Annotated in this window: 18 protein-coding genes and 3 tRNA genes; 11 read left to right on the top strand and 10 right to left on the bottom strand. The window is 32.5% G+C overall.

The window, feature by feature from the left end; genetic code table 11:
* Nucleotides 1-165 precede the first annotated feature (165 nt).
* Complete coding sequence (locus ABNT22_RS01570; protein ID WP_348715752.1) at nucleotides 166-735, top strand: phosphoribosylglycinamide formyltransferase; 570 nt, start codon at nucleotides 166-168, stop codon at nucleotides 733-735.
* Nucleotides 728-1,366: a ribonuclease H family protein gene (locus ABNT22_RS01565; RefSeq protein ID WP_348715751.1), complete on the top strand. Its 639-nt coding sequence runs from the start codon at nucleotides 728-730 to the stop codon at nucleotides 1,364-1,366. Before ABNT22_RS01570 ends, ABNT22_RS01565 begins: the two co-directional genes overlap by 8 nt.
* A 57-nt stretch (nucleotides 1,367-1,423) precedes the next feature.
* Here ABNT22_RS01565 and ABNT22_RS01560 read toward each other — a convergent pair whose 3' ends face one another.
* Nucleotides 1,424-1,771, bottom strand: a complete 348-nt coding sequence (locus tag ABNT22_RS01560; RefSeq protein WP_348715749.1) for a nicotinic acid mononucleotide adenyltransferase — start codon at nucleotides 1,769-1,771, stop codon at nucleotides 1,424-1,426.
* Between the two features lie 174 nt (nucleotides 1,772-1,945).
* On the opposite strand from ABNT22_RS01560, the gene ABNT22_RS01555 reads away from it, so the two are divergent.
* The 3 genes from ABNT22_RS01555 (at nucleotide 1,946) to ABNT22_RS01545 (ending at nucleotide 3,445) form a co-directional block, all read left to right on the top strand.
* On the top strand, nucleotides 1,946-2,146 hold the full coding sequence (locus tag ABNT22_RS01555; protein WP_348715746.1) for a dodecin family protein: 201 nt from the start codon (nucleotides 1,946-1,948) through the stop codon (nucleotides 2,144-2,146).
* A 71-nt stretch (nucleotides 2,147-2,217) separates the two neighbouring features.
* Nucleotides 2,218-2,571 carry a DUF1304 domain-containing protein gene (locus tag ABNT22_RS01550; RefSeq protein WP_348715744.1) on the top strand — a complete coding sequence of 118 codons (354 nt, stop codon included), beginning with the start codon at nucleotides 2,218-2,220 and terminating at the stop codon, nucleotides 2,569-2,571.
* Nucleotides 2,572-2,638: 67 nt separating this feature from the next.
* Nucleotides 2,639-3,445: a mechanosensitive ion channel family protein gene (locus ABNT22_RS01545; RefSeq protein ID WP_348715742.1), complete on the top strand. Its 807-nt coding sequence runs from the start codon at nucleotides 2,639-2,641 to the stop codon at nucleotides 3,443-3,445.
* Here ABNT22_RS01545 and tsaB read toward each other — a convergent pair.
* The 9 genes from tsaB to cyoE all read right to left on the bottom strand — a co-directional run bounded on the left by tsaB (nucleotide 3,442) and on the right by cyoE (nucleotide 10,760).
* Entirely contained in the window at nucleotides 3,442-4,119 is a 678-nt protein-coding gene (gene tsaB / locus ABNT22_RS01540; RefSeq protein WP_348715740.1) for a tRNA (adenosine(37)-N6)-threonylcarbamoyltransferase complex dimerization subunit type 1 TsaB, read from the bottom strand. The two genes, ABNT22_RS01545 and tsaB, sit on opposite strands and share 4 nt — an antisense overlap.
* 83 nt (nucleotides 4,120-4,202) lie before the next feature.
* The gene (locus tag ABNT22_RS01535) at nucleotides 4,203-5,534 is read right to left on the bottom strand and encodes a TolC family protein (RefSeq protein WP_348715737.1); all 1,332 of its coding nucleotides are present in this window, start codon (nucleotides 5,532-5,534) and stop codon (nucleotides 4,203-4,205) included.
* Nucleotides 5,535-5,959: 425 nt separating this feature from the next.
* The gene (locus ABNT22_RS01530) at nucleotides 5,960-6,502 is read right to left on the bottom strand and encodes a DUF420 domain-containing protein (protein ID WP_348715736.1); all 543 of its coding nucleotides are present in this window, start codon (nucleotides 6,500-6,502) and stop codon (nucleotides 5,960-5,962) included.
* Complete coding sequence (locus ABNT22_RS01525) at nucleotides 6,495-7,142, bottom strand: SCO family protein (RefSeq protein WP_348715734.1); 648 nt, start codon at nucleotides 7,140-7,142, stop codon at nucleotides 6,495-6,497. The genes ABNT22_RS01530 and ABNT22_RS01525 overlap by 8 nt, the downstream gene beginning before the upstream one ends.
* Nucleotides 7,129-7,806, bottom strand: a complete 678-nt coding sequence (locus ABNT22_RS01520; RefSeq protein WP_348715733.1) for a hypothetical protein — start codon at nucleotides 7,804-7,806, stop codon at nucleotides 7,129-7,131. Before ABNT22_RS01520 ends, ABNT22_RS01525 begins: the two co-directional genes overlap by 14 nt.
* A gap of 70 nt (nucleotides 7,807-7,876) precedes the next feature.
* Nucleotides 7,877-8,218, bottom strand: coding sequence for a cytochrome C oxidase subunit IV family protein (locus ABNT22_RS01515; RefSeq protein ID WP_348715732.1), 342 nt, complete (start codon nucleotides 8,216-8,218; stop codon nucleotides 7,877-7,879).
* An 18-nt stretch (nucleotides 8,219-8,236) separates the two neighbouring features.
* The gene (locus ABNT22_RS01510) at nucleotides 8,237-9,217 is read right to left on the bottom strand and encodes a cytochrome c oxidase subunit 3 (protein ID WP_348715731.1); all 981 of its coding nucleotides are present in this window, start codon (nucleotides 9,215-9,217) and stop codon (nucleotides 8,237-8,239) included.
* Nucleotides 9,218-9,273: 56 nt separating this feature from the next.
* A complete protein-coding gene (locus ABNT22_RS01505) occupies nucleotides 9,274-9,858 on the bottom strand; it encodes a heme-copper oxidase subunit III (RefSeq protein ID WP_348715729.1) in 585 nt (194 codons plus the stop codon).
* The gene (gene cyoE, locus ABNT22_RS01500; RefSeq protein WP_348715727.1) at nucleotides 9,858-10,760 is read right to left on the bottom strand and encodes a heme o synthase; all 903 of its coding nucleotides are present in this window, start codon (nucleotides 10,758-10,760) and stop codon (nucleotides 9,858-9,860) included. Before cyoE ends, ABNT22_RS01505 begins: the two co-directional genes overlap by 1 nt.
* Nucleotides 10,761-11,033: 273 nt before the next feature.
* On the opposite strand from cyoE, the gene ABNT22_RS01495 reads away from it, so the two are divergent.
* The 6 genes from ABNT22_RS01495 (at nucleotide 11,034) to arsS (ending at nucleotide 13,741) form a co-directional block, all read left to right on the top strand.
* A tRNA-Gly gene (locus ABNT22_RS01495) sits at nucleotides 11,034-11,105 on the top strand.
* Between the two features lie 21 nt (nucleotides 11,106-11,126).
* A tRNA-Leu gene (locus ABNT22_RS01490) sits at nucleotides 11,127-11,212 on the top strand.
* Nucleotides 11,213-11,281: 69 nt separating this feature from the next.
* A tRNA-Leu gene (locus tag ABNT22_RS01485) sits at nucleotides 11,282-11,367 on the top strand.
* A 110-nt stretch (nucleotides 11,368-11,477) separates the two neighbouring features.
* The gene (locus ABNT22_RS01480) at nucleotides 11,478-12,185 is read left to right on the top strand and encodes a DUF547 domain-containing protein (RefSeq protein ID WP_348715725.1); all 708 of its coding nucleotides are present in this window, start codon (nucleotides 11,478-11,480) and stop codon (nucleotides 12,183-12,185) included.
* Between the two features lie 81 nt (nucleotides 12,186-12,266).
* Entirely contained in the window at nucleotides 12,267-12,602 is a 336-nt protein-coding gene (locus ABNT22_RS01475) for an arsenosugar biosynthesis-associated peroxidase-like protein (protein ID WP_086029663.1), read from the top strand.
* 86 nt (nucleotides 12,603-12,688) lie between these two features.
* Nucleotides 12,689-13,741, top strand: coding sequence for an arsenosugar biosynthesis radical SAM (seleno)protein ArsS (arsS, locus tag ABNT22_RS01470; RefSeq protein ID WP_348715723.1), 1,053 nt, complete (start codon nucleotides 12,689-12,691; stop codon nucleotides 13,739-13,741).
* Nucleotide 13,742 lies beyond the last annotated feature (1 nt).

Here is a 13,742-nt window from a genome sequence, read left to right as displayed (position 1 = left end):
TTAAAATTTAAAATCGGGGCAAAAATACAAATCTTAATTTTTAATTCTAATTTTTGCTAAAAAATGTGATGTCTAAAATAAAAAAAATCCTTTAATCTTTTGTTATTGTTGCCCTTGTTGTTAATAATTATTCTTTTTTTTGCAGTAACAATACAACAAAAAACCATGAAACGCATTGTAATTTTTGCTTCTGGATCCGGAAGCAATGCCGAAAATATCATCAATTATTTCAATTCTTCTAAGATTGCTACTGTTACTCATGTGCTGTCTAACAATGAGCATGCCAAAGTTTTTGAGCGATGTGAACGCTTAAATATAGAGGCTTCACTTTTTGATAAAGAGAACTTTACCAAAGAAGATACTGTATTAAATTTCTTACATGTTGAGGCCGATTTTATTGTTTTGGCAGGCTTTTTATGGAGAATTCCTTCAAAAATTGTTGAGGCGTTCCCTGACAAAATAATCAATATTCATCCTGCCTTACTGCCAAAATTTGGAGGAAAAGGCATGTACGGTATGCATGTTCATAAAGCTGTAAAAGAACAAAACGAGCCTGAAACTGGGATTACTATTCATTATGTAAATGAAAATTATGATGAAGGAGCCATCATTTTTCAAGCTTCTACTACTCTTTCAGAAAATGACACTCCAGAAACCATTGCAGCAAAAGTTCATGAGTTAGAATACAAGCATTTTCCTAAAGTAATTGAAGAAGTAATTATTAAGCATGGCTAAAAAAAAGAAATACTATGTAGTTTGGAAAGGAAAAAAAACCGGTGTTTTTTCTACTTGGGAAACTTGCAAAAAACAAATTGACGGCTTTCAAGGAGCACAATACAAAGCTTTTTCTAGTAAAGATGAAGCAGAGATTGCTTTGAAAAAAAAATATGAAGACTATAAAGGAAAGGATACTAAAAAGCCCACACTTTCTGCTTCTGAAAAAGCCAAATATGGCACTCCTCTATTAGATACCATTTCTGTTGACGCTGCATGCTCAGGAAACCCTGGACTTATGGAGTACAGAGGTGTATTTACTAAATCTAAAAAAGAAATCTTTAAAATGGGCCCTTTTAAAAATGGCACCAATAATATTGGAGAATTTTTAGCTTTAGTGCACGGAATTGCTTTGTTAAAGAGTAAAAAAATGGAAACTACTCCTATCTATTCAGATTCTAAAATTGCAATGAGTTGGGTTAAAAAAAAGCAATGCAGAACTAATATTGTTTTCGATAGCTCAAATAAAGAAATACTAGATTTAATAAAAAGAGCCGAAACTTGGCTTCAAAACAATACTTATAAGAATCCTCTTATAAAATGGGAAACCAAAGCTTGGGGAGAGATTCCCGCAGATTTTGGAAGAAAATAAAAAGGTCAGGTAAAAACCTGACCTTTTTTATATAACCAAGAATATTTGGTTGAACAATTATTTTATTGCAATATTAGTAGACTCTTTCCAGTGTTGAACGCTGGCTACGGCATTATTTTCATAATTCACTTCTTTCAAACCATCTTTATGCCATAAGAACCATTTTCCTACTTTCTTACCTTGATCATAGTGTGCAATAGCCGTTTTGTTTCCTTCGTTATCGTAAGTAACCCAAGTACCTTCTAACTTCTTATTCTTAAAGAAACCTTGTTCTTTAACTTTACCATTTTCATAGTAAGAAGTTACTTTTACCATATCTCCTGCCTTTTCATATTTAGGCGTTATTTCTTGAGCTTGCATTAAAGCAGCCGACAACATACATGCTATTACAACTATTTTTTTCATATTCAACACTTTAATTATTAACACTAACATTACAAATATATGTATTTTTTTACAAAAAACAAACATTTACATAACATTAAGTTAACATAGAGATAAATACCCCTATTTTTGCTACTCCTCTAGCTCCCAAAAAATTAGTATATTCAAACTCATTTTTAACTAAAAAAAATTATTATGGCAGTAATGAAAGTTATTGAGATTTTAGCAAACTCAGAAAAAAGTTGGGAAGACGCAACTAAAAAAGCTATTAAGCAAGCTTCGAAGTCGGTTAAAAACATCAAATCTGCTTTTGTACAATCGCAGAGTGTTGTAGTTAACGATGATGAGGTAAGCGAATTCAGAGTAAACCTTAAGGTTACTTTTGAAGTAAAGTAATAAACTAAATATAAAAACTATACTACTGGCAGTTTTGGATTCTCAAAACTGCTTTTTTTATCTTTGAAAGCATGAATACATTACAATACATTTTAATTGGATTAGTTGCTCTAATTCATATTTACATCGTTATTTTAGAAATGGTTCTTTGGACCAAACCCAAAGGAATTAAAACTTTCGGTTTAAAAAGTAAGGAATTTGCGGAAGAAACTAAAACTTTGGCAGCCAATCAAGGATTGTATAATGGTTTTCTAGCCGCTGGGTTAATTTGGGCTATGATAAGTCAAAAAACTGACGTAGCTATCTTTTTCCTATGCTGTGTGTTTGTAGCTGGTATCTACGGAGCCTATTCTACAAAAAAACCAAGAATTTTCTTTGTACAATCGATACCTGCATTACTAGGTTTAGTATTTTTGCTTTTCTAAACTTTAACTAAAAACCACTACTACCATTAACTCAAATAATCAATTATTAATTTTTTAAATTTTAAACATGGAAAAGTATTGGAATAAAATTCAAGACTTATTAGTAGAGTACACACCTAAAGTGCTAACCGCTTTGGCTATTTTAATTGTAGGTTTATTTATAATTAAATTTATTGTTAAAGCAGCTAAAAGAATAATGAAAAGGCAAAACGTAGATATTACGTTACAAAAGTTTTTAGCAGATTTATTAAGCTGGGCTTTAAAGGCTTTATTATTTGTTACTGTAGTTTCTAAGCTTGGTGTTGCCACAACTTCTTTTGCTGCGATTATTGGTGCTGCTGGTTTAGCTATTGGTTTAGCTTTACAGGGTTCGTTATCTAATTTTGCAGGAGGAGCACTAATTATGATTTTTAAACCTTTTAAAGTTGGCGATTTAATCGAAGCTCAAGGAATTACCGGGGCTGTTAAAGAAATTCAAATTTTTACGACCCATTTAAATACTCCTGGAAACAAATTAGCTATTATTCCTAACGGAGCTTTATCTAATGGGAATATTATTAATTATACCGCTGAAGGTAAGCTACGTGTTGATTTAACTTTCGGAGTATCTTATGACGCGGACATTAAACAAACCAAAGAAATTTTAATGGAAGTTTTAACTTCTAACTCAAAAGTATTACAAGACCCTGCTCCTTCTGTTAATGTATCTGAATTGGCAGATAGCTCGGTTAATTTTGCCGTACGTCCTTGGGTAAACACAGCTGATTACTGGGATGTATACTTTGGTACTACTGAAAATGTAAAAATAGCTCTAGATAAGGCAGGAATTGAAATTCCTTATCCACATTCGGTGGAGATACAAAAAGAAGGTTAAACTTTCTTTTTCTCTGGAGTAACCACAAAATCTTTTAAATAAAAAGGTTCAAAATAAGCGACATCTTCGATGTCGTTTTTTTTGTACTTGTCATAACTTAATGCCGCCATCTCTTTTGCTGAAGGAAATTTTCCTTCAATAAAAATAGCATTGTTATGTATTATTGTTTCTTTGCACTTTGCTGCACCATCACCAAGAAAATACACTTTCCGATCTTTTAAATATTCAGCAAAGGAATTTTCATCTATGACCTCTGCTTTTATTTCTCTTATTTGACGATAATTCTCATTATAAACTGCTGCATAAACCTCCATTCTACGTGCATCTAACATAGGTACTATTAAAGCGTCTTTAACGTCAATAGAGTACGCTAAGGAAGTTAATGTATCAATTGAAATTAACGGCTTATCAAAAGCAAAACACAAGCCCTTTGCTGCCGAAACACCAATTCTTAGTCCAGTATAAGACCCTGGCCCTTTGCTAACAGCAACTGCATCGATATCTTTCATACTTAAAGAAGCTTCTTTAATGATACCCTGAATAAAAGGATGTAATTTCTCCGCATGCGAATAATTCCCATCATTAAGTTCTTTTAACGCCAAAACATTTCCGTCTTTAGCAATACTCACTGAACAATTTTTTGTTGCTGTTTCAATATTAAGAATTGTTGCCACCTATCTTATTTTTTTGACAAAGATACACAAAGAAAAACCTCACCAAATTGGTGAGGTTAAAATTTGTACTTTATGCTTTAAAATTAATCTAAAATAGATTCTCCGAAGTAAAACTTCAATACTTTCGTTTTAAAGACGTAATCATATTTTGCTCTAATTGCAGCTCCTTCTGCATTTACTAATCTATTTCGTACTTGATCATAGTCAAACTGAGTCATAGCTCCATAGTTATAGCTTTCTTGTGCATTTTTAAATGCTTCGTTCTGTGCTTCTAAAGAGATTGAAGCTGCCTCATAAGCCTTTGCCGCTGCTTTAGCGTCTAAATATGCTTGTTCAATTGTTTGACGCAGTTGTAATTTTTGATTTTCCAACCTCGTTTCAGAAACTAACTTGCTAATTTTTGAGCGTTGCACATTAGCGTCATTTTTAAACCCATTAAAAATTGGAACATTAACGCTAAATCCTACACCATAACCCAAGTTATTATCTAACTGAGTAAAAAGAGACGTATTAGAAAAACCAGCTGGTAAATCTAAATTAAAACCATAATTACTTCCAATACTACCAGAAAAAGATACTGTAGGTAAGTAACCAGACTTTGCTATATTGATTCCATATTCAGAATTCTTTATATCTAATTTTGCTTTTTCAATTTCAGGACGATTTCCTAATGCTTTTTTGTAAACCACTCCGGCGTTATCATATAAAATAGCAACCGAGGGTTTGTCTATTTCTAACTTTTGAACATCAAAACCTTCCGAATCTACCTGTAGCAATTGTGCCAATTGTAATAAGGTAAAGTTTAAATTGTTTTCTTGAGTCACTAAATTTTGTGCGTCTGTTACTGCAGTAGATTGTACATTTAGTAAATCTCCTTTAGGAATTGCTCCAGCTTCAAACTGAGCTTGAGATCTTTCTATTTGTTTTTTACTATTTTCTGCCTGAACTCTTGCTACTTCTAGGTTTTCTTTAGCAAATAATACACTTAAATAGGTATTTACAACCCTTAATGAAATATCATTCTCAATAATTTCAAGATCAAGTTTACTTGATTCAACTCCTAACTTAGCTTGTTTGTATGTATTTAAGTTTCTGTAACCATTAAAAACAGTAATTCCTGCTCTTAAATTTGCAGATCCCCCAAAGGTACTGGTAGAAACCCTATCGTTCGTTACAGGATCAAATGTAGAACCGAAGTTTAAATTACCTCCTGTAGATGCATTTAAAGTTGGTAAAAAGTTTCCTTTTGCATTCTTCACATCTGATTTAGCAATATCAACACTTAATCTATTCTGTTTAATAGTTATGTTGTTTTTTAATGCATGATCCACACATTCTTTAAGAGTCCATTGTTTTTGAGAAAACCCTGCTAATGAAGCAAATAAAGTGGCTAGTAGTACAATTTTTGTTTTCAAGACGTATATTTTTTTGTTCATTTAAGTCTGTCAATTGCCGTTCCAAAAAAAGAAACGCTCTGTAATTCTTTAAAAACAAAACAATTACAGAAAAATCAACTTAAAAAATGTTTGATTATGAACACTTTACAGTCCACAATCGAACATCTTTTTTTTATTTTGTTTTTATATGACGACTAAAATTACAATATGTTACAATTAATTTACTAGAATTTGTAAATTAATTTTTCGCCTTCTTATTATGCCTATAAATGAAGTAAAACAAAATCCCTACAAGGATGTAAGGAAATATCATTAAATAAGTTATCCCTTCATTCACTCCTTCTGCCATGGTTTCATTCCCTCCCTCAACTACAGCCTTACACATAGCACATTGAGATGAGATATTTAACGACCAAAATAACAGTACCCCAAATAAAAGTTTCTTACACATAATACGGAGATATCATTACATACACTATTACACCAGTAACGGCTACATACAACCATAATGGAAATGTGATTTTTGCTATTTTTTTATGAGCTGGAAACTGACCTAAGCGTGCTCTCATAAACGTATATAAAACAAAAGGGATCACTACTATAGAAAGTAAAATATGGGTAATCAAAATAAAGTAGTACACATATCTTATTACTCCTTCTCCTCCAAACTTAGTCGAGTCTGAGGTCATATGATAGGCAACATACATCACTAAAAAGAGCACCGAACAAACAATAGCAAACATATTTAATTGCTCGTGCAATTTTCTATTTCCTTTCTTTATTGCCACCACAGCAGCCACTAATAAAACCGCTGTTAACCCATTTATTGAAGCATAAATTGGTGGTAAAAAGCGTAAAGGCTCTACATCAAAACCTAACCTTTTCAAATTAATCATAAACAACCCAGCCACTGCTACTGGAATTATAATTGAAACAATTGAGATAAACTTTTTGTATTTTTTCTCTTCTACTGAATTATTACTCATTTAATAAAAGTTTTATATCCTCTTTTAACTCTTGTATTTGATCTGACAATCCGTGTTCTTCTAAAGCTCTGTAAAAACCAATAGGATTACCATGTTCGTCATATCTAGATCTTAAATAACCATCTTTATCAACTAAAGCAAATAATCCTGAATGGTAAAAACCTCCATGATCCTGGCTTCCCACACCAACAGGTAGTTTAAATCCTTCATTTGACAAGTCAAATACCGCGTCATCCGGTTTTCCCGTAAGCAAGTGCCAATTAACATGATTAATCCCATATCTCTTAGCATAATTTCTAAGAACTTGCGGAGTGTCTATTTCAGGAGTTATTGAAAAAGAGGCTATTCCAAAGTTAGGATTCCCCATAAACTCATTCTGAATATTGACCATTTTGGTATTCATTATTGGACAAATCGTAGGACAAGTTGTAAAGAAAAACTCTACCACATATACTTTGCCTTCAAAATCTTTGTTTGTAATTGTTTTTTCATTTTGATTGATAAACTCAAAATCTGGCACCTTACTTAACTTATATAAATCTGCAGTTTGAAAGTGCTTTACAATTTTTGGGATTGAATAAATTCCAAACAACAATACGATAAAGGAAATACCTACGTATGAATATTTATTTTTTTTCATTTGAAATATTTAGTTTTCTTCTGTCCTCACTCCTATTCTTTTTTAAAGCAAAACTGTATTCAGCCAAAACTACTTTTACATCATCATGCATATCATTTTTAAGTTCTGCTACCGACTTCATATTATACCCAAAAGTACTTGGTGCCTTATTTGTCTTAATAGTAGTTTTTCCTCTGCGTAAATTGTTCTCCTTATCTACAATATAAGCTTTTGTAACATGTGCGTTGGCATCCAATTGTTCTCCTGTTTTAAAGCTGTCGTATATCGCGTTTAATTCTTCTTTAGAGGCAAAAACAAAATTCCATTTAACCAAATTCGTGTTAATACTTACCTTTTTTATGAATTTATCTACTGCTTCTTCCTGTTCCTTTGTTACCAAACAAATCATTTGAAAATCGGTATACCCATAAAACTTTTTGTACACCTTTTCGTTTAGGTTAAACAATTCACCTTCTGCCAATGCAACATCATTTCCAGCAAACACAACTACCGATACTTTACCTTTAAATGTATGTTTCTTTTCTAATAATGAAACATCCAACACATCTTTTGTAACTATTGGAAGCTTTCCGAAATTATGTGTTCCTAATTGTAAGAAAATATAAAACAATAACGGAACAATAAATAAAGCGAATAGTACTATATACTTTTGTTTTTTACTCATCTCAATTTAAGTTTAGTAATATGCAAAAAAAAGGTGGTTTAACACCACCTTATATCATTTCATATACACCTTACCATTTTACAAGTGGTGCTAATGTTTCATGTAAATAGCTTCCTTCTATTAATACTAAAGTAACTAAGTAGCAAATTAAGAAAACCGCTGTCCAAACAACTGAACGTCTAAACCATTTTTTTTCACCTTCTAAGTGCATGAATGCCCAAGCAATATAATAAGCTTTTGCAATTGTTAAAATGATGAATATCCAGTTTAACCAGCTAGTTCCTAAAAAGCCTCCTAAGTACAATCCTTTAGGCTTATAGATACCTAACACTACTTCTACTGCTGTTATAATAGATAAGATTGCTAAAACAATCCAAATTCTTTTTGTATTTGATTCGTGTGCGTGACCCATTTTACAATATTTTTATGATTATACTAAGTAGAAGAATGTGAATACGAATACCCAAACTAAATCTACAAAGTGCCAATATAAACCTACTTTTTCTACCATTTCATAATGTCCTCTTCGCTCATATGTTCCTAACACAACATTGAAGAAAATGATAATGTTTAATACAATACCAGAGAATACGTGGAAACCGTGGAAACCTGTAATAAAGAAGAAGAAATCTGCAAAAATTGGGTTACCATATTCGTTTTGTATTAAGTTAGCTCCTTCTACAACTCCTGTTGCTTTTGATAATTGAACCAAACTCTCTTCTCTAGACAAAATAATTTTTTGTTTTGTCTCTGGATTGATTCTTTCAGTTCTAATTAATAAAGAAGGATCTGCTTTAAATGCTTCTTGAACTTGTGCTACAGAGTATTGAGAAATTGTAGCCTCATCGTTAAACCATAATCCATTTTTAGCTGTGTGCTCAACTCTTCCATCTTTTCTATCACCGTGAACAAAATCAGCTAAAGCCACTTGATGACCGTCTTTGACAAATTGTAAAATATGATTATCAGAAGTTTTAACAGCTCCATAAGAACCATTAATAAATGTTTTCCATTCCCAAGCCTGAGATCCAACGAAGATAATACCAAAAATAATGGTAATAAACATATATGTTGCTACCTTCTTTTGTTGCATTTTATGACCTGCATCTACTGCTAACACCATTGTTACCGAAGATACAATTAAGATAAACGTCATAAAGGCAACGTAAATCATTGGATAATTACCGTGAAAAAACGGAATGTGCGTAAATACCTCATCAGCGATTGGCCATGAGTCAATAAATTTAAAACGTGTTAAACCATACGCTGCTAAAAACCCAGAAAAGGTTAACGCATCTGATAAGATGAAAAACCACATCATCATTTTACCATAACTAGCGCCAAATGGTTTCACACCACCTCCGCCCCAGGTCTCTTTTTTGTCAGAATTTACAGCAATATTTGCTCCCATAAATCTCTTTTTGTTAATTTTTGTTAAAACAGTGCGCCAAAATTACGCATTTTATATTATTTGTAAAACTTAAAGAATAAAAATAACAGTATCCATAGTAAATCTACGAAATGCCAGAAGATTGCACCCAACTCAAAACCAAGCATATCAGTAGATGAATATTTCTTTTTAAAATGATTATAAATAACAACCAATAACACAATCACTCCTCCTAACAGGTGTAAAACGTGCATAAAAGTAATACCGATAATAAAGGATGTAGACACGGTACTTTCTGGTCCTGTAAAATATAACCCAGCTGCTCTTAATTCATTAAATCCTACGTATTGATACCAAACAAAACCTAATCCTAATACTAATGTCGTAATTAATAACATGAAAGAAAGGTTCCAATTGTTCTTCTTTAAAAAGTTTTGAGACAGATATAAGGTAAGACTACTTAATACAATTAACACTGTACTAATGTAAAATGCGTCTGGCAAATCAAAAGACACCCAATCTTCTCTCTTTTGACTAACAATGTATGCACTTGTTAATCCTGCAAAAAACATCACCATACTAATCATGGAAATCCATAACATTGGCTTTGCCGACTTTCTTTTACCAACTTTTAACTCTTCTTGTAAAGTTTGCTCACTCATTAATGTAAAAATTTATCTACTACATATATAATTGGCACTATGGTTATATAAAAAACACTTGCCAACATTAATTTTCTTGCATCTGTATTCTTCTCTGTCTTGTATAAGATGAATGCATAGTAAAGCATCAACGTTCCTAACAAGAACACAATAACAGCCGTAATTGGATGAATATAAAAAGCTCCTGTTACTTTTAAAACTGGGGCTACAGACATCATTATCATTACACAGGTATAAAATATAATTTGCGCCACAGCTCCTTTGTCTTTTTTATCCATAGGAAGCATGTGTAATCCTGCTTTTTTATATTCTTCATATTGCAACCAACCAATCGCCCAAAAATGGGGAAACTGCCAAAAAAACTGAATCATAAATAGAAACCCAGCTTCTACTCCGAATTTACCAGTAGCAGCTACCCAGCCTAACATAAAAGGAATGGCTCCTGGAATAGCTCCAACAAACACCGCTAACGGAGTTACCGCTTTTAAAGGAGTATAAGCACTTGTATAAAGAAATATAGAAATTGCACCAAATAATGCACATTTTGCATTGATCGAATATAATATTGCAATACCTGCAATTGTAAATACCGTTGCGATTATTAAAGCAGTAGTTGTAGACATTCTTCCCGATGGCAATGGACGATTTTTTGTACGTTGCATTACAGCATCAATATCTTTTTCTATCACCTGATTAAATGCATTTGATGCACCAACCATTAAATATCCACCAATTGCCAATAGTAAAATGATTGTTGAATTTATTTCTTCTGCACCTAACAAATATCCAGTTACAGATGTAAAAACAACACTTACCGACAAACCAACTTTTGTAAGCTGCTTAAAATCAGAGAACAATTCTTTAATTGTAGTTTTATTTTTTAAAGTTGAAACCGATTCCACTCTATATTGTTCTAAAAAATTTTTGCAAAGATATTTGATTCCATCTGAATAACCATAGCTTTACTACATTATATAGTATTAAAATCTTTACGGTTCATTTTTAAATTTCAACATAGTAATACAGCTAAAAACCTCACCTTCTTATTTTTACTCCAAACCACATTGAAATAAATAATAAAAAATTAAAAAACTGCTTTGTAATTAAAAAAATGGTGTTATATTTGCACCCGCATTCGCAGTAATGCACAAGTTCTTAAAAATAAAAATGACTACGCGAAAGTAGCTCAGGGGTAGAGCATCACCTTGCCAAGGTGAGGGTCGCGGGTTCAAATCCCGTCTTTCGCTCAATCCTTTTAAAGAGATTATGCTGAAGTGGTGGAATTGGTAGACACGTTGGACTTAAAATCCAATGAGCCGTAATGCTCGTGCGGGTTCAAGTCCCGCCTTCAGTACTAAGCCTCACTTTTAAACGAGTGAGGCTTAATTTTAACTTTAAAAAGTAGTCATATAACAGTATAAACGCTGAAGTGGTGGAATTGGTAGACACGTTGGACTTAAAATCCAATGGGCCGTAATGCCCGTGCGGGTTCAAGTCCCGCCTTCAGTACAAAAGCCTTAACATTTATTTGTTAAGGCTTTTTTTGTTTTAAGATTTTTTTTGGAATATTCTTTGTAATGTATACCTTATACTCACGTCTAAAACTCAAAATCGAAATCATGCAAAAGATATTTTTACTTTTAAGTTTAACTTTTTTCTTAAATACAAATGCACAAACAAGTGCTTATAGCGCATTGTTAAAAAAGCACGTAGATCCAAAAGGAAATGTAAACTATAAGAATTTTAAAGCGGATGAAGCCAAGCTTCAGACTTATTTAAATTATTTGGCAGAAACAAAACCTCAGAAATCTTGGTCTCCTGCAAAAGCAAAAGCTTTTTGGGCAAACGCTTATAACGCATACACTATCAAATTAATTTTAGATAACTACCCACTTAAAAGCATTATGAAGATTAAAAAGAAAGGGAAAAATGCTTGGGAAATACCTTTTGCCAAAGTTGGAGGAAAAATTTACACTTTAAATCAAATTGAACATGAGATTTTACGTAAAAAGTACAATGACCCTAAAATTCATGTTGCGGTAAACTGTGCCTCAGGATCTTGTCCGAAATTACCAAACTATGCTTTTACAGAAAGTAATTACGAGTCAAAAACAGATTTATTAATGAGAAAGTTTATCAATGACACTAAGAGAAATAAGATTTCACAAAACAAAGTTCAATTATCTAAAATATTCGAATGGTTCAAAGGAGATTTTACTAAAAAAGGAAGCCTTATAGACTTTATTAATAAATACTCAAAAACTAAGGTTAATAACAACCCTAAAGTTAGTTATTTAGAATATGACTGGAGTTTAAACGGAAAGTAACCCCCATGTTCATCAACGGGACTCACTAATAATTGTAAAAACTATTTGGTACTTTTACTTTTCATATAGAAACAAAGAAACATGTCTAAAACATATTATGACCCTGCAGACTTACGTAAGTTTGGTAAAATAACAGAATGGAGCGAAGAACTTGGTAACAAGTTCTTTGATTATTATGGAAAAGTCTTCGAAGAAGGTGCTTTAACTGCTCGTGAAAAAAGTTTAATTGCTTTAGCAGTAGCACATACCGAGCAATGCCCATACTGTATTGACGCGTATACAAAAGACGGCTTACAACGTGGAATTACCAAAGAAGAAATGATGGAAGCCATTCATGTTGGAGCAGCCATCAAAAGTGGTGCTACCTTAGTTCATGGAGTTCAAATGATGAACAAAGTGAATAAACTGGAGATGTAAAACGTCTCTTAAATACGTTTTCTCAAGCGCAGTTGAGAAATAGCATAAAGGTCTCGACTGCGCTCGACCTGACACAAATTTACAAGATGAAAAAATCTTTAAAATCTAGAAATAACGACTTAGCAAACACCCAACGTCAGCTTGAAATTTTATCTAATGGAATTTTTGCTGATGGTGAATTACCCACGTTTGCTGAAAAAATAAAAGAAACCAATCAGTTTCCTTTACAACCTAAAAAACTAGAAATACTACAAATAAATGTTGGTTATATGTGCAACCAAGTATGTGCACATTGCCATGTAGATGCCGGTCCTGACAGAAAAGAAATCATGACCAGAGAAACCATGGAACAATGTTTAGATGTAATTCGAAAAACAGGAGCTCACACTTTAGATTTAACAGGTGGAGCGCCCGAAATGAATCCAAATTTCCGTTGGTTCGTTGAAGAAGCATCAAAAGCTGGTATTAAAGATTTTATTGTACGCTCTAACCTTACCATAATTAGGGCCAACAAAAAGTATTACGATTTACCTGAATTCTTTAAGAAACATAATGTTCATGTGGTTTCATCAATGCCACATTGGACCCGTGGAAAAACAGATAAACAACGTGGTGATGGGGTTTTCGATAAATCTATCAAAGCATTACAAATGCTAAATGAAGTTGGATATGGAGTTGATGGAACAGGATTACAACTAGACTTGGTTTACAATCCTTCAGGGGCTTTCTTACCTGGAGATCAAGCTGCATTAGAAAATGATTTCAAAAAGGCTTTAGATGAAGATTTTAGCATCTCATTTAATAGTTTATTTGCCATTACGAATTTGCCTATTAGCAGATTTTTAGACTATTTAATTGCTTCTGAAAACTATGAAGATTATATGTATGCTTTAGTAGAAGCTTACAATCCAATGGCCGTTGAAAATGTAATGTGTACCAATACATTATCTGTAAGTTGGGATGGTTACTTATATGATTGCGATTTTAATCAAATGCTAAACTTAAAAGTAGCTAGTAAAGCAAAGCATATATCTGAATATAATGAAGAGTTGTTACAAAACAGAAATATTATTATCAACCAACACTGCTATGGCTGTACTGCAGGAGCAGGAAGTAGCTGTCAAGGAACCGTAGCTTAAA

This window comes from Tenacibaculum sp. 190130A14a, assembly GCF_964048965.1.
Taxonomy (GTDB): Bacteria; Bacteroidota; Bacteroidia; order Flavobacteriales; family Flavobacteriaceae; genus Polaribacter; species Polaribacter polynesiense.
This window is presented reverse-complemented; position numbering and strand designations above follow the sequence as displayed.